Source organism: Lysobacter hankyongensis, from assembly GCF_039543145.1.
Taxonomy (GTDB): Bacteria; Pseudomonadota; Gammaproteobacteria; order Xanthomonadales; family Xanthomonadaceae; genus Lysobacter_I; species Lysobacter_I hankyongensis.
Genome location: NZ_BAABJE010000001.1, coordinates 394,186 through 410,634, shown reverse-complemented (window position 1 = coordinate 410,634; position 16,449 = coordinate 394,186). Strand labels below are relative to the sequence as shown.

11 protein-coding genes are annotated in these 16,449 nt (G+C 63.2%); 7 read left to right on the top strand and 4 right to left on the bottom strand.

Going from position 1 to position 16,449, the window contains the following annotated elements; all coding sequences use genetic code 11:
• Positions 1 to 161 precede the first annotated feature (161 nt).
• The 3 genes from ABD974_RS01810 to ABD974_RS01800 all read right to left on the bottom strand — a co-directional run bounded on the left by ABD974_RS01810 (position 162) and on the right by ABD974_RS01800 (position 4,651).
• On the bottom strand, positions 162 to 2,744 hold the full coding sequence (locus ABD974_RS01810) for an XVIPCD domain-containing protein (RefSeq protein ID WP_345301554.1): 2,583 nt from the start codon (positions 2,742 to 2,744) through the stop codon (positions 162 to 164).
• Positions 2,741 to 3,178 (bottom strand): hypothetical protein, encoded by a 438-nt coding sequence (locus ABD974_RS01805; protein ID WP_345301553.1) that lies wholly within the window; start codon positions 3,176 to 3,178, stop codon positions 2,741 to 2,743. The genes ABD974_RS01810 and ABD974_RS01805 overlap by 4 nt, the downstream gene beginning before the upstream one ends.
• Positions 3,179 to 3,505: 327 nt before the next feature.
• The gene (locus tag ABD974_RS01800; RefSeq protein WP_345301552.1) at positions 3,506 to 4,651 is read right to left on the bottom strand and encodes a hypothetical protein; all 1,146 of its coding nucleotides are present in this window, start codon (positions 4,649 to 4,651) and stop codon (positions 3,506 to 3,508) included.
• A 428-nt stretch (positions 4,652 to 5,079) separates the two neighbouring features.
• Here ABD974_RS01800 and ABD974_RS01795 point away from each other — a divergent pair, with 428 nt between their 5' ends.
• The 7 genes from ABD974_RS01795 to ABD974_RS01765 all read left to right on the top strand — a co-directional run bounded on the left by ABD974_RS01795 (position 5,080) and on the right by ABD974_RS01765 (position 14,865).
• Entirely contained in the window at positions 5,080 to 5,478 is a 399-nt protein-coding gene (locus ABD974_RS01795) for a hypothetical protein (protein WP_345301551.1), read from the top strand.
• Between the two features lies 1 nt (position 5,479).
• On the top strand, positions 5,480 to 5,863 hold the full coding sequence (locus tag ABD974_RS01790; protein WP_345301550.1) for an AAA family ATPase: 384 nt from the start codon (positions 5,480 to 5,482) through the stop codon (positions 5,861 to 5,863).
• Between the two features lie 711 nt (positions 5,864 to 6,574).
• Entirely contained in the window at positions 6,575 to 6,757 is a 183-nt protein-coding gene (locus tag ABD974_RS01785) for a hypothetical protein (protein ID WP_345301549.1), read from the top strand.
• Between the two features lie 19 nt (positions 6,758 to 6,776).
• Positions 6,777 to 7,685 carry an aKG-HExxH-type peptide beta-hydroxylase gene (locus ABD974_RS01780; RefSeq protein ID WP_345301548.1) on the top strand — a complete coding sequence of 303 codons (909 nt, stop codon included), beginning with the start codon at positions 6,777 to 6,779 and terminating at the stop codon, positions 7,683 to 7,685.
• Positions 7,686 to 7,694: 9 nt separating this feature from the next.
• Positions 7,695 to 8,129, top strand: coding sequence for a GNAT family N-acetyltransferase (locus ABD974_RS01775; RefSeq protein ID WP_345301547.1), 435 nt, complete (start codon positions 7,695 to 7,697; stop codon positions 8,127 to 8,129).
• Between the two features lie 534 nt (positions 8,130 to 8,663).
• Entirely contained in the window at positions 8,664 to 13,436 is a 4,773-nt protein-coding gene (locus ABD974_RS01770; RefSeq protein WP_345301546.1) for a non-ribosomal peptide synthetase, read from the top strand.
• 61 nt (positions 13,437 to 13,497) lie between these two features.
• Positions 13,498 to 14,865: an MFS transporter gene (locus tag ABD974_RS01765; protein WP_345301545.1), complete on the top strand. Its 1,368-nt coding sequence runs from the start codon at positions 13,498 to 13,500 to the stop codon at positions 14,863 to 14,865.
• Between the two features lie 207 nt (positions 14,866 to 15,072).
• Here the strand turns inward: ABD974_RS01765 and ABD974_RS01760 are convergent, their stop codons facing one another.
• On the bottom strand, positions 15,073 to 16,437 hold the full coding sequence (locus ABD974_RS01760) for an NAD(P)/FAD-dependent oxidoreductase (RefSeq protein WP_345301544.1): 1,365 nt from the start codon (positions 16,435 to 16,437) through the stop codon (positions 15,073 to 15,075).
• Positions 16,438 to 16,449: the final 12 nt, after the last annotated feature.

Sequence of the window (16,449 nt, the reverse complement as noted above, 5' to 3'; positions counted from 1 at the left end):
GCTGGGTCATTACACGAGCGTGCAGTCCTTGTGGTTTGCGGGCAATGTCTGCCCGACGGGCGCCTTGGGGCGCGAGCCAACGCGAGGGTCGCCATGTCCTCGTTAGAACAGTCGTCCACGACGTCTCCTGCCCACGGCGCGAAGTCGGGAATCCCGAGGCATTACACCCTTGGCCCTCTGGACGGACCATCTGGCGTCGGAGTGTCCTGTGTCGGCGGTGGCTGCTGTTGCGCCAGTTGCTGGTTCACGGCGTCGAGCTTCTGCTGCGACTGTTCCAGTGGACGTTCGACAGCCTGCGCCACGTCGGTCACGGATCGGCGCGCCGCCGGGTCGGAAGGGTCTTGTCCCTGCACGACGAACAGCAGCGTCCCGCCTGAAACCCCTGAACCGTCCTGCTGTGGCTTGCCGGCGGTGTTGAGGACGATATGGTCGGCCGAGGTGATGCCTGCGATTTTTGCGTCGGCATGCGTGCTCATCGCCAACCGTTCGCTGGTCGCATCGAACGTGCGACCGGCGGAGGCGTCGATGCGGGCGACGCCGGCTTCGATCTGTTTGTAGAGGCGGTGATCGGCGTGATCCGAGTCGCGCGGGTCGGGAAGTCGGGCAGATAACGCCGGTGTCGAAACCGCAACCGACTCGACGCGATCATTGAGCGATGGCGCGTTCTGTTTGTCGTCCTGCCGCGCATCCGGCTCCTGAGCGCCATCGTCGCGGCGACCGGAGCTGGTCATGCGCATGCTGGCCGCGACCGCTTGGACGCCTCCGTCCTGCGAAAGGCCATGCAGGTTCGCTTCGCGTTGCGCCTGCGTGCGGGCGTCGCGGTCCTGTTCCGATGGGCTTTCGATCGCGTGCGGTGCGATGTCCACGCGCGTCCGCGCGCGCTCGATCTCCTCGGGCGTGGTCACCGCCGCGATCGCATAGGTCTTGCCGTCCGACTCCAGGCGCAGGCTGGCAAGCTCGTATCGACCATCGGCCTGTGGGCGCGCCTGCAATGCCACTGTGGCAGGGTCCAACCCATTCGCATCCAGTGTCGCGCGCACGGCGACTGCCGCAGCGGCGATCTGCTCGGCGCTCGCATCGACGCCCGCATTGCGATACGCACCCGCGACCGTATCGCGCAAGCGCGCATCGGCGTCCATCGGCGGCACGGCCGGAATCTCGCGCGGAGGCGGCAAGCGCGCCTGCAGCACCTCGCGGGTCGCCTCGAGTTCGTCGTGCAGTCGGCCACTTGCGGTGCTGTCGTAGACCATGCCGTCGCTGACCCAGCGGCCGTTGGCCTGGCGTTCGTAGAGATCCCCTTCGGAGGAAACCAGCCTGTCGATGTTCGTGCGCGCGCTGCGCACGGCCTCCGGCATCTCGCCGTAGGCCTGCCAGCCGTTGCGGATATACGTGTCCTCGTAGCGCGCGGCGATCGACGCCGGACTGTTCGCCGCGTTTTCGACCACGATGGCGGCGGCCTGCCGATCGAGCCGTGCCGCACGCTCGTCATCGGCGGTCTCGGTGTGGTGCGGGGTCATGCCACGCTCCACGAACGGGCCGTAGACCTCGCGCTGCCACGTGCCGGTCTCCGGATCGCGCTCCCAGTTCGTTGGTCGGCTGCTCGGTGGGTCGCCCGCTTCCGCCGGCAACGAGAAGGGATTGCGCTGTGCCGGTGGTCCGCCGAGGACCAGTTCCACCGACACGCTGGTCGCCTGATAGTTGAGCTGGTTTTCGGTCGCGGGCGAGGCGCGCAGATCGCCACGCCGCGCATTGTCGATACTGTCGTTGGTGCTGTCGATCGGCGCCTGGCGTCGCCAGCCCAGCGCGGCATTTTCCGGGTCGTAGGTCCAAGTGTTGCCGCCGAGTTCCTGATTGTAGATCCGACGGTTGTCGGTCCACTCGGCGAACTTGTCGCCCGCGAACACACCTGCGACACCGCCGATGGCGCCGGTGATCAACAAGCCTGGCCCGGTTTCCACGCCGAGCGCTGCACCGCCGGCCATGCCGATGCCGGCACCGGCCCAGCCACCGACGCTGCGCGCGCCGAAGTGGATCAACTCCGACTCGGCAGCCGTGCGATTGCCTTCACCAGCCAATCGATGCGCAGTGCGGACGCTGTCGGCACCGTCATAGACTTCCAGCGCGAGACCGGCGATGCCGAGGGCGCGCCCAGCTTGAACGTGTGCAGGGCGAACGCGATGGGGCGCGTCGATCTCCGGGGATAGCAGGTCATATCGGAATGTATTCAGGCGCGGGCTTTCGCCGGGTCGGAATTCGGCCTGCGCCTCGTAGCCGTCGCGAAAGGCTCTGTAGTCGCTGTTGCCGATGTACCTATGCTCGTAGGCTTCATCAAGCAAGTCCGCGCTCATCGAGCGATGGACTTCGGGGTGATTTCGCATGATCTGGGGGGAGTCGAAGTACTTGTCGTCCGACCAGATGCGGGTGATGCGACCGGCCTCTCGTTCTCTGGTAGCGACTTCCAGCATGGAGACTTCACCAGCGCTTTTTGGCGAAAGCGTGCCTGCTCGGAGGCGTTGTTCCGTATCTGGCGCAGACACGATCGGAATGTTTCTGTCGGCGATATACTGGCCAAGCTCAGCCCTCAGCGGGCCGTCCTCGATTTCGTCCAATACGGTTCTTGTGATGGCGAATTCACGTTGCTGCCCATCCGCAACCTTGATGTATTCATCCAGTAGTTCAGGGCCGCCCGCACGGTAGGCATAGATGAGGCTGTTGGTGTCGGCGAGGAGGTATCCGTTACTCATGGGCTTTCCTCTCGCATTTCACGCAACTGTGTTTGCAGATGGTGGCGGACTTTACTAACTAAATTTCCGTTATCCGCATACGTCAATTCAGGAATCCATTTATCGACAAGACGACGAACTCTCCATGAGAGATCGCTATCGATTTCGTTGTTCTCCCGCTCTTGTCTGAGATACTCGACATAGTCCTCTGGCAATTCTTGTTTGAAGTATTCGACGAAGGCCATCACTTCGTCATCGCGCCATTGACGCCATTGCGCACGTTGAGACTGGGCCTGCGCAACAGATTTCATGATGGTCTCGAATATGACTTCGTTGCTGGCTGTGCGCGTCCCTGGTCCGGTGAGCGCGCGAATGATTCTTTCCTTGACACTGCCTTCCGGCAGCGCGTCGATCTTGGCCTGCAGCTCCGGACTGATGGGTTCTTGCGTCGTCATGGTTCTTTTCTCCGGCGTGGGGTCGCCTGCACTTCAGGCATAGACGAGATTGAGCGTGTCTGCGAGAAAGAATTTCGATTGAATTCTGGCGGTGGTAATGAAGTCATGTCTGTCATCGTTCGATCGTTTGAAGATTTGTAGGCGAATGAAACGCATGGGTTGAGTATGGCGAAAAGAAGTCAGGGTCGCGTCTTCTCGCTTGGTTCGCCTTGCAGTGGCGAAACGAAGCCTCGTCCCATGCCGGTCTCGCTGTGGATCAAATGGATGGAGCTGCTCTCCATCGTGTTCTCTCATTAATTTCTGCGGCACGATCCGATATTGCAATAGTCATGGATCCCCGATGTCGGGCCGTCCCTTCGACAAGGTGATAGGGACCGGTGGTTGGCCATCGACCTTGAACGCGATTCCATCTTCCGAAAGCACCAGCGGTGTGCAGTTGCTGGTCTGGTATCGGATGTCAGCGCCACCCCGGCGCGCAGTGAAAGTACATAGCCACCTCAGATCCGGGCGAAACATCCAGTAGACGCGGTCTTTGCGGACCCAGCGCCCGGCCTTTCGTTCGAGTTTTTCACCCTTACCGTCTTGGCCAAGATACAGCGCGGCCTGACGTTCTACGGCATGGCGCGTTGTAAATGACAGAGTAGTGCCCGTGATTGATGCCAAGAGGCGATTGGAGTCGCGTCTTCCTTTTGGTGACAAGTGCCGGACATCTCCCTGTTCGAGAATGCCCATGTGCTTGGCCTCGAGATGATCACGAAGCACGACGAGACTGTCCGTGATCGACAAGTCAAAGCACGTCTCTTCTGCATTGAACGCAAGACATAGTCGCCCATCGGGTTGAGCGCGCCATCGGCCGGCGCTCAGTTTGATCTCACCGACGTAATCGCTCCCGATTTTGTATTCGTCCAGCAGCTGCAGCGAGCCATTGGGCATCATGTATAAGGCACCGCCGCTCGGCTTGTGTCCGCCGGTCGGTGTCAAGAGCAGCGTATTGCCTACCAGCATCGGTAGCGCCTTGGTGCCCACGAAGCGCTGCGGGGAGCGACCCGTGGCACGGACTTCCAGGCCCAACGGATCGTCTTCCTGGATTTCGGCAACGAGAACACGACCGTCCGCGCCCAGAAACGTGACGCGGGTATCCGATACGGTGACGGTAGCGCACTCACCGGGATCCGGAATGCCACGGAAGATCCTTGTGATGCAGAACTGTTCGTTCGACTGTTTGAACCAACGAATGGGAACGGGCTGCGTATCGCGGGTCGTATCAAAGGCCCAACCCTTTCCATCTGCACGCAGGTAGGTATCCGACAGTAAGGTGCCTGTAGGCCTGTCGGGAAATACCAGCGTATTCCCCGCCAAACGAAACACGGGCGAGCTGGCCCAGGAGTAGGTTTCGGCGGACGCCACCCCCGACCAGCCGAATATCACGAGGCCGCTCAGCACAAGCGCACGACCTAACCATCCCTTACGCATCATGACTCCTCAGCTTGGGTGCCCGATAGTTGCAAATTCATTTTATGAGGCAAATCGCTCAGATCTTGACTGGCCGGCGATGTGCGAACACAGCGAGGTGGTGGACCAGCAGATGCGGCACTTTCGCTTTGCTGAAGGCAGCAATCGCAAATCATGCCGCCCGTCGTTCCGGTCCGGGTGTTGGCCCCTTGCGGGGTGTCGGCGTCATTGTCCTGTGGCGCATCGGCGAGTCCCTCGTCTTGCGCAACAGTGTACCCAGCGAGGGGACGGGAAGCCTTGAAGGTGGTTTCCATGGTCGTAGCCGATGCTTGGGCATCCGTACACCATCAAAAAGTCCATATAGAACAATGGCTTGACGGGAAGAAAAATAAAAAGTCCGTTTTCTTCCCGATTTTCTGTCTGCTTTCTTCCAGTCCGATGCATAACTTGTGCGTCGCCCGCTGCAACTGGAGCAAGCCGGTGACTGGCTCAAGCAGGTCAAGGTCCGTTTCGACGCCGCGTTGGAGCAGACCTGCGGCGATCGCATCCGCACCGCGCGCAGCGATGGCGGCAAGGACTTCGGCGTCGTCCACGTCGCCGACGGCGAGGTGCGTCTGACCGTGGACGTGTTCAAGCGCGTGACCTGGGACCAGGCGCAACTGGCGACGATCGCCAAGCGCATCGACGCCGCAGGAGAGTCCGTCGAGGAATGCATCGACATCGCGTACAGCATCTCCGAATCGCGCTTCCAGAACTGGCCGTCGACGCTGCGCACGCAGTTCGAGGCCGCGCGCACCGTCAAGCCCGGCAAGCCGACGTACCGGCTGACCCCGAGCGAGGAGGTATGACGTGACGCTACCCACCATCGGCGCCGACCAGCGCATGTCCGAACGCGGTGGCGAGAAGGGTGCGCTCAGCGGCAAATCCGGCATCGGCAAGACCTCGCAAATGTGGACTCTCGATGCGGGCCCGACCCTGTTCCTCAATCTGGAGGCGGGCGACCTCGCGGTCGAGGACTGGGCCGGCGACAGCCTGCGCCCGAGGACCTGGAGCGAGTGCCGCGACCTGGCCGTGTACATCGGCGGCCCGAACCCGGCGCTGCGCGACGACCAGGCCTACAGCCAGGCGCATTACGACGCCGCCTGCGCACGCTACGGCGATCCGGCGCAGTTGGCGAAGTACCACACGTTAGTCGAGCGGGTCTCATCTCATCCGGTCCATCGGCCTCATTGAAGAGGAACCGAGAGGTGACGCCTCTCTTCGTCCGTAGCCACACTATTCTTCGTTATCCGGGCGATCGATTCTCAACAAGCCACCGGAATCGGACGTATGCGGTTTCGACAACGCAGGCGTCTGGCGGATGCCGAATGCGCGCTGTGCATGCCGTAGACCAGGAGTGCGCTCGACGACCGGCGCCTCGCCATCGATGCGACCCGGGATGAGGGGATGATGATGCCGAGCCAGGGGGAACGGGCTGAGGTCGGGCTCGATCTTGAATTGTCTTCGTTGTGTGCTAGGATTCGGAAAGGACTCATCCAAAAACTCAGAAGCAAAGGAAAATGCTTGAAAACAGCGGAATAATGAGATTTTGCGATTGGCGTCGAGATTTGTTCAGACATCGTCTTCCGTGAGAAGAGATCGCCTCCGAACGGTCTGGACGCAATGGCCGGGCGGCTGCGTTCTCAGAAACAGCGAAGCCTGTCCTGCCTGGATAGAAGCGCAGGCGAAGGCGATCGAATCGCCGGTATCCATGTACGAACAATGTCCCGTGTCTGCGTAGGTCTCCGTTGTATTTTCTTGCGCCTCGGGCGATTCTGAGATGGGTTCTCGCGTGTGATGGGCCAATGCGACATGTGCGACATGCGTTGCATTTGCCCAGTGGTAACCGATGTGACGGCAATGTGAATCACAGGAATTTCATCCATACACTGTAAGGAGAGCAAGATGCCGAAATTCGAGTCGAACAGCGAAGTGGCCCAGATCCTGACGGAAATTTCGCAAAGCGTAACGCCGGAAGAGATTTCCCAGGCGAAGGAAGCCAGTCAGCGCGTCGGCGATGCCTATGCGTCCTGCAATCGCGGTCTCGTGGTCTATCACGAAGACTCCTGCACGAAAGACGAGTACTGACGCCAGCCAGGGACAGGGAATGTTCTATCTTCAAGGCGAAACGGAATGTGTCCGTACCTTGGCGGTGCTCGCTTCGCGCGAAGGGCGCGTGGCGAGCACCGCATCCGAGTTGCATGATGCCTACATCGACTTCGTCGTGGGTATCGGCGGAGAAGAGTTGCGACCCTCCGTTCGCGGCGAGAAGTTCTGTTTCGACGGTTCCCGGGTCGAAAGACTGATCGCCAAGCATCAGCGGGAGGCAGCGCCCAACGACTTGCCGGTCACGTTCAGGCAAACGCCGGTCTCCGCCGGCGAAGAGGTGCTGGCCAAGATCAGGGTGGCGATGGATCGACTGGCTCAGGTCGATCCCGGGCTGTATCGCATCTTCGATCTCGTCATCCATACGGTCTTTTACCATCGCTCGCAGAATTCGGGCGGTGGTTCCATTTCGTCCGCGCCGGGAGTGATCTGGTGCGCGGCCAAGCGGACCTGGTCGAAGATCGACCTCGAAGAATTCCTCGTTCACGAACTCACGCATAACCTCCTGTTCTTGGACGAACGGCGTTACGAGCATTACCGCGATCCCGAAGCGCTGATGGCGCCAGAGAATTTCCCGGTGTCCGCCGTCCTCGGCATTCCCCGACCGCTCGACCGCGCTTTCCACAGCCTCGTGGTCGCGACCGAAGTACTGTGCTTCCGCCTGCGCAATGGCGTATCGGATACGCCCGTGGTGCATCCGACGACGCCGGTCCTGCTCGAATCCTGTTTCCGTACCGCACGCAGTATTCGCGAGGTGATCGAACGGGTGGATATCGTCAAGCCGCGATTCCTCGATGTGATGGATCTCGCCGAGGTTCGTTTGCGCGATCTGCGCGCGGCGCAGGGCGCGGAAAGACGGCGCACGGAGACGGCGGCCGCGCCAGCGCCGGGCGAAGCGCTTCCGGTTTAGGCGACGGCGATGCCCCGGCTGATTTTTCGCAGGGCGGTTCCCGCCGATGTGCCGGCCATGTCGGCGCTGCGTTTGTCGGTCAAGGAAAATAAACTCAGCGATCCACTGAAAGTCACTCCGCAGATGTATCTCGACTTTCTCGAGCGCGACGGCTGCGGCTGGGTGTGCGAAGACGGGATCGGTCTGGCGGGCTTCGCCTATGCCAACCGATTGGATGCTTCGGTCTGGGCGCTCTTCGTCGATCCGCGCTGCGAGGGGCTTGGAATCGGCACTCGTTTGCTTGCGTCGGTGACCGACTGGCTATTCGAACTGGGCAACGATCGCATCACCCTGACCACGTCGGCGGAAACGCGGGCCGATGCGTTCTACCGTGCCCGTGGCTGGCATCGTGAAGGGCCGGATGTCTCGGGTGATGTCACGTTCACCCTCGTACGCAGGTCTTGACTTCCGCAACGACATTGCGGCATCGATCGGCAAGACGGCCACCGCGGCGATCGGTCGATGGCGGCCATGATGCGATGTGCGCCGCATCGATGCGGTTCAGGCGCATGGTCGTGTCGTCGGCAAACCGCTTTCTGTTAAAATTTTCCTCGGCGGCAATGCGCGGTTGTGCACGTGCGCTGCCGGCGTCGCGGCGGCCCCGGAATCGCCGTTTGCGGGCATGCCGCCTTGGTGGATGGTGCGACTGCCGCGAGAGTGGACTCGTTTCCAATCCGCTGCGGTCGGACCTCGCCTGGAGTCGCGTCCGGCCCTGTCGCCATGCAGGGCTGACGATGATCGACATGCCGCGGCATCGGGGGCGCTGTTCGCGCATCGATCGCGGAAGCGATCCATGCGTCGAAAGCGGGTTCGGCTTCGGTCCGAACTCGTCATCACCGGACACGCCCATGAGGGGTTGGTCCTGTGTCGTCATGAATCCAGGGTGCGGCCGATTTTCGGTATCGGGCCACTCTGGCGCTTGATTCCAGTAAACACGGCATGGTTTCCGGATGGCGACTATGGTGTAGTCAAGATCGATGGAGCGATGTTCGTATGGTGTCAATTCGTGAGCTGTTGTCTTCCGCAGAAAAGCAGGGCGCCCGGTTCTGGTTGAGTGAAGGCGTTCTTTATTACAAGTCGCCTGCGGACGGCCGCGTGCCGGCAGAACTCGATGCCATACGAAGCCGGAAGAACGAGGTCGTGGCCTTCCTGTCCGCACTCGGCGCCCCCGAAACGCCGCCGCCCTTGGCCTCGATCCCGCGACCCGCAACGCTGCCCTTGTCGTTCGCGCAAGAGCGCATGTGGTTCCTGTCGCAGCTGCAGGGATTCAAATCCGCCTACACGATGGCCGTGGCCTGGCGGCTGCAAGGCGCGCTCGACCGGTCCGCGCTCGAACTCGCGCTGCAGCGCCTTGTCCAGCGTCACGAGAGCCTGCGGACCCGGTTCGCGACGATCGATGGTCAGCCTTGTCAATGCATCGATGACGCGCCGGATTTCGCGCTGCGCGTGCGCGACATCGGCGCTACGACGTCCGGCGCGTTCGGCGGCGCGGATCCGGAATTGCGGCTTCGGCGCGGGTTCGCGGACGCGATCGCCGAGCCGTTCGACATCGAGTCCGATCTGCTGTTCCGTGCGACCTTGTTCGTGGAGCATGCGCAGTCCCACGTCCTGCTGCTGACCCTGCACCACATCATCGGCGATGGGTGGTCCCTGGGCATCCTCGCCGGCGAACTCGGGGCGCTCTATGCCTGTGCGCTCGACCCCGCGGTGCCGCCGCCGGCACCGCCTGTATTGCAGTACGCCGATCACACGCTGCAGCAGCGCGAGCGGCTGCAGGGCGAAACGCTCGAAAAGCAGCTCAGCTACTGGAAAACCCATCTGGCGAATCCACCCGAACCGCTCGAATTGCCGACCTTGCGTCAGCGGCCGGCGACTCCGGATTTCGTCGGCGCCGTGCACAGGTTCTCCTTCGATCGGCCGATGGCCGATGCGATCAGGGAGTTCTGCCGGCGCGAGAAAGTCACGCTGTTCATGTTCATGCTCACGGCGTTCAAATGCGTCCTGTCGCGCTGGAGCGGGCAAACGGATCTCTGCGTCGGCACGCCGATCGCCAGCCGCACCGATCCGGCGCTGGAATCGGTCGTCGGATTCTTCGTGAGTACGGTCGCCCTGCGCACCGATCTGTCGGCCTGCGATTCCTTCCGCGCTGCGCTGCGCAGCGTGAAAAGCAATTCGATCGAGGCCTTCCGCAATCAGGACGTGCCTTTCGATCTGATCGTGAAGACCCTGCAGCCGGGGCGCGATCTGTACAAAACCCCGTATTTCCAGACGATGTTCACGATGGAGATCGGCGCGGATGCCTCGCCGGAAATGCCGGGGCTGCATGCGACCAGCGTGTCGGTGGAAACCGGCACCGCCGCGTTCGATCTGAGTCTGGCCATCAGGCAGCTCGAGTCCGGCCTAGAGGGCGTGATCGAGTACGCCACCGCATTGTTCGATGACGCCGACATCGGCCGTTTCGCCGGGCATCTGCGGACATTCGTCGCCGAGGCCATCGCGACGCCGGAGGCGCCGATCGCGGCCCTGCCGATCCTGGCCGAAGGGGAGGGCGAGGCGCTGCTCGGAAGACCGCTGCCGGTCGTCGCACCGGCCCCCGCCTGCAACGTGCTGTCGATGTTCGACGCGCAGGTGCGCGTGCGGCCGGATGCGGTCGCGGTGGTGTGCGAGTCGGAAACGTTGACCTACCGCGAACTGGACCAGCGCGCCAATCGCCTTGCCCACCACCTGCGGGAATTCGGCGTCGGGCCCGAATCGATCGTCGGCATTTTCCTGGAGCGTTCGACCAGCGTCGTGATCGCCACGCTCGCCGTTCTCAAGGCCGGCGCCGCGTATCTGCCGCTCGATCCGATGTATCCGGCCGAGCGGCTCGAATACATCCTGGGCGATGCCAAGGCGCAGGTGTTGATCACCCAGACGTCGCTGATCGGAGCGTTGCCGCCGGTGGCGTGCCCGATCCTGACGATCGATGATGTGGTGCAGCGCCTCGCGGATCGACCGGATACTGCACCGATCGTTCCGTTCTCGATCGACCAGCTGGCGTACGTCATCTACACCTCCGGATCGACCGGGCGCCCGAAAGGCACGCTGATCACCCACCGCAATCTGGTGCGCCTCTTCACCGCGACCGAATCCTGCTTCCGTTTCGACGAACACGATGTCTGGACGCTGTTCCATTCCCACGCGTTCGATTTCTCGGTGTGGGAAATCTTCGGGCCGCTGGTCTACGGCGGCCGGATCGTCGTCGTTCCCTATCTGGTCACCCGTTCGCCCGAGCGGTTCCACGATCTGCTCGAAGAACAGGGCGTGACCGTGCTCAACCAGACGCCATCGGCGTTCCGCATGCTCATGCGCGCGGCGGAACAGAAACCAGCGTCTTCGCGTCTGCATCGACTCAAGCACGTGATTTTCGGCGGCGAGGCGCTCGACCCGCGGAGCATCGCGGCCTGGTACGCGATGTACCCGGACGATGCACCGCGCCTGGTCAACATGTACGGCATCACCGAGACCACCGTGCACGTGACCTTCCGCGCGTTGACGCGCGAAGACACCCTGCGTGCGGGCAGCTGCATCGGCCTGCCGATGGACGATCTGCGCATCTATGTGCTCGACGAATATCGCAGGCCATGCCCCATGGGCGTGTACGGAGAACTGTATGTCGCCGGCCCCGGACTCGCGCGCGGTTATCTCAATCGCCCGGAATTGACCGCGGAACGCTTCGTGCGCAATCCGTTCGCCGCCGACGGCAACGAGCGGATGTACAAGACCGGCGATGTCGGCCGCTGGGTCGCGCCGGATGAGATCGAATATCTCGGACGCAATGATTCGCAGGTCAAACTGCGCGGTTTCCGCATCGAATTGGGCGAGATCGACGCGAGTTTGCTCAAAGTGCCGGGTGTGAGCGAAGCGGTGACCCGCGTGGTGACGCTGGACGCGGACGACCAGCGACTCGTCGCCTGGGTCGTCGGCAAGGCAGGGTTCGATCTCGATGGCCGCGCCGTCGCCGCGCAGTTGCGCGAGCTGCTGCCGGCGTACATGGTGCCGTCCGCGATCGTGACGCTCGAGCGCATGCCGCTGACGGTCAACGGGAAGATCGATCTGCGCGCGCTGCCGTTGCCCAGGCATCAGGAGCCGGCGGGGACGGTCGAAGCCGTCGCCCCGCGTACCGCGACCGAACGGGCGCTGGCCGCGATCTGGAGCGAAGTGCTGGACGTTCCGGTGAGCGTGCGCGACAACTTCTTCGCCATCGGCGGCGATTCCATCCGCGCGGTTCAAGTGGTGCGGGCCGCGCGGGCGCAGAACCTGGACTGCTCCGTCGAACTCCTGTTCCAGGCGCAGACCGTCGAAGACATGGCCAAGGCGATGCTCGACGCCGCACCGGCGTTGCGCGCGCCGCCCGTGGAATCGCTGCCGGGCACGACGCTCGCGGCGCAGGATCTGCGTGCGGGCATCGTCGATGTCTATCCGGCGACCGACATGCAGAGGATCATGATCGAGGCGAACACGGCCGGCGCCGCGGCGGGCCTCGCCTATTACCATGTGCAGCAATCGTTCCGCTTCGTCGACGACCAACCGTCTCCCGAAGCGATGCGTTGCGCGGTCGCGGCGATGGTCGCGGCACAGCCGGTCCTGCGAACGATGTTCGTTCGCGACGCCGAAGGCCGATTGTTCCAGGCGATCCGCTCCGACGCCGCGGTTCCGTTCTTCGTCCACGATCTGTCCCCGCTGGACGATGCCGGACGCGAAGAGGCGGTGCGAGGATTGATCCTCGCCGATCGTGCGTCATCCTTCGATGCGTTCGGCGCGCGCGCGGAGCTGCTGCGTTTCCACTGGATTCGGTTGGCCGCGGATCGTTTCGAACTGCTGATGTCGATCCACCACGCGATCGACGACGGCTGGGGCAACGGATATTTTCTGCAATCCCTCTTCGATCTTTACCGCCGGATCAAGACGGGCGAGGTGGTGCGGATCGTGCCCGCCGCGAACGTGTTCAAGGAGCATGTCGCGATTCTGCACGACGCCTCCCGCTCGGAGCGCGACGGACGATTCTGGAGCACCCTTGACCTGCCGGTCTCGCGTTGGCCGCGCGATCCGGGCGCATGCCCTGCGCCACAGCCGCGCTGCGCTTCGCGTCGGCTTTCCGCGGAGCGCATGCACGCGCTCCGCGTACGCGCCCGCAATGCCGGCGTCTCGCTCAAGGCGCTGTTCCTGCGCCATTACGCGAGGGCGATCGGAACGGTCCTCTCGCTCGACGCGCCGACGATCGGCGTCGTCGCCAACGGCCGCACCGATCGATTGTCGGATCCGCTCAATTCGCTCGGACTGTTCTGGAACCTCGTTCCGTTCGCGACGCCGGCAACGGCCGGGAGCGACGACGAAGACCTGCGTGCCGTGCAGCGTCGCCTCATCGAGATCGAGCCGCATGCGAATCATCCGCTCGGCGAGATCGAAAGCTCGCACCGGACGGCGTCGCTGTTCGACGCGACGTTCAATTTCGTCAACTTCCACAACCTCGTGCGATTCGACGAGGATGGACGCCTTTCGCTGCTGCGGGAAACGAGCCTCGATCGTTTCCACTACCCGATGAATCTGTTCGTTTCGGCCGGAGCGGACGAGCAGGGAGGCACGCTCCATGTCGAGTACGAAGGCAGGATCCTCGACAGTGCCTGGATGGAGGCCTGGCTCGATGCTTACGTGGAGCGATTGACGAAGTGATGCGGTCGGCGACGGCCGCGATGCGTTATCATCTTGATCTCGCGGCCACGATGCGGTCGCGATGTTTTTCTGTTCCCGGTTGATCGTTCCCGATCGACTGTTCTCGGTGGATCTTCATTCGATTCGGGCGGCGATCGCGATGGCGAGCTTGTTTGGTGGTTTGTTCCGGAATTTCGATTTTCTCCGGCTATGGACGGCGCAGGGACTGTCTGTCCTCGGTTCGAAGCTTTCGGAACTGGCGATCCCCTTGATCGCGGTCACGATGCTCGATGCCACGCCGGTGCAGATGGGCTTGCTGCTGGCGGCCGAAAACCTGCCGTTCCTGCTGATCGGCTTGCCGGCGGGCGTGTGGGTCGATCGCATGCGCAAGCGGCCGATCATGGTCTCCGCCGATGCGGTGCGCGCCGTGTGCCTGATCGCGATTCCGATCTGCGCGTATTTCGAAGTGCTGTCGCTGCCCGTGCTGTTCGCGGTGGCTTTCGGCGTCGGCTTCATGAACGTATGGTTCGATCTGGCCTACGGATCGTACGTGCCGGCGTTGGTGCCGCGCGACCGCCTGATCGAAGCGAACAGCAAGCTTTCGATCAGCCTGTCGGCCGCAGAGACTTGCGGTCCCGCGGTGGGAGGCGGATTGATCCAGCTGTTCGGCGCGCCTGCGGCGATCCTGTTCAATGCGCTGACGTTCGTGTTTTCCGGGCTGCTGCTGGGCGGCATCAAGCGCAAGGAAGATGCGCCGCCGCCGCCAGAACCCGGCGAAAGCCTGCGCAAGACCATCGGCCAGGGCCTTCGCTTCATCTGGAACGATCTGCTGATGCGCGCGCTCACCGCGCGACTCGCCGGTTGGCATTTCGTCGTCGCCGCGATGGAAGCCCTGCTGATCATCTATCTCACCAGGACGCTGGAGATCACGCCGAGCGTGATCGGCATCCTGTTCTCGGTCGCCGGTATCGGCGTGCTGATCGGAGCCGCACTTGGCGAACGCATTCCGCAGCGGGTCGGAACCGGCAATACCGTCAGCCTGTCCCATCTGGTGCTGGCGCTCGTCGCGCTGCTGATTCCGCTCGCGCAAGGGCCGAAATGGGTCCAGCTCGCGATGGTCGGCTTTGCGATGTTCACCTGGGGCTTCTGCGCGGTGACGTACCAGATCACCAACGTGTCGCTGCGACAGGCGTTGGCGCCGGAAGGCATGCTCGCCCGGATCAATGCGGCGACTCGGTTCGCCAGTCTCGGCATCCGTCCGGTCAGCGCGATCATCGGCGGCTACCTCGGTGCCTATCTCGGCCTGCGCAACGCCATCTGGATCATCCTGTCGATAGGACTCGTGCTCGCGATTCGAGGGTTGATGTCCAGGCGCGTGCGCGAACTCGTCGATCTTCCCGAACAGCGCACCGCACAAGTCGATGCGCCGGTCGCGGAAACGGCGAGCTGATCGTCGCGCGACGACTCCCGTGCCTTGGCCGTGCCGAGGCTCCATTCGCAGGGTCGATGCGAGCGCCGAAGGGCGCTGAACGAAATCTCGAAACAAGGGCCAGTGGGACATGACCCGGGAACGGTGCGTTGTTACCGCGCGCCGCGTCGTGAAGTGCGGACAGGCGGAAGGCGCGCGACGTGCAGATCGTGTCCGTGCGGACTTCGATCAAGCGGGGGCGGTCGTCGCCAATTCGATCCGATCCTTCTTCGCGTTGCGCGCATAGCGCCAACGCTGTCTGATCGCGCGCAGGGTCCGGGATTCCCATTCGGGCGATTCGCCTGCGCGGACGTAGACCAGATCTTCCCATCGCCGCGCATCGTCGTTGACGGTGTCGGCGACGATCCGGCTGCACAGCGTGGAAAGCGCCAGTCCGAGCCCGGAATATCCGTGGGCGTAAACGATTCTGCGGTCGGATCCCAATCGGCCGATGACCGGAATATCGTCCGGCGTCAGCGCGATCGGACCGAACCAGGCGTGGTCGGTCGCGAACGCCGCCAGTTCCGGGAAGGAATGCGCGAGGTCGGCGCGAATGCGATGCAGCGCCGCATCGAGATCCGCGGACGCGGCCAGGCCCTGCGCGAAACGCATGCGTCCACCCACGAACAGCCGGTCGTGCACGCGGCGCGCGTAGATGCCGATGTTGCGCATGTCGGACACGCACTGATGTCCACGCCAACCGATCGAATCGAACACCGCATCGGGGATCGGGGCCGTCACCATCGCGAAGGATTTCTGCACCAGCGGCTGCGGCAGTCCGGGTCCGGGTACGCCATCGATCGTGTACTCGGGCGCACCGGCGAATGCATTGGTCGCCAGCACCAGCCAACGCGCGACGATTTCGCCTTGTGGCGCGCGCGCGCGGATACGGCCACCGCTTTCTTCGATCGACAGCACCCGGGTGTTTTCGTGGACCGCGACACCCGCATCAACCAGCGCGCGCTTGAGGCCTTCGACCAGCCGCGCGGGATTCATGGTCGCGACGCCATGTTGTTCCAGTCCGCCGATGAAGTCGCGGCCGGCCACGATCGCGCGGATGGCGTCGCGATCGTGCAATTCGCAGCGCATGCCGTAATGACCGTAGGCGCGTTCGATCTCGCGAAGGCGATCAAGATGCGCGGGGGCGATCGCCACGGAAAGGAAACTGGTGTCGCGCAGTTCGCAGTCGATGCCCGCATCCGCGGCGATCGCGGCGATTTCGTCGCGGGCCCTGCGCGCATGCTCGTAACTGGCGCGCACTCTGGCCTCGCCGAAACGCGGGACGAGCGCATGATGCGGCCTCGGCAGCAGCATGCCCGCGCTTCTCGCCGATGCGCCAGCGCCGATGGGACCGTCGGCTTCGAGCACCACCACGCGAGGCGGCGAGGGCAGGCGGCTGAGCCGATACGCCGTGAGCAGCCCGGTCAAACCGCCGCCGACGATCGCGACATCCGCATCCACGGACGCGTCGAGACAGTGCAGCGGCTGTCGTTCGCCCGTGGCGAGCGCTTGCCAGTAACTGGCCGTCGGATTGGTCGGCGGATGCGGAGACATGCGGGCTCGATT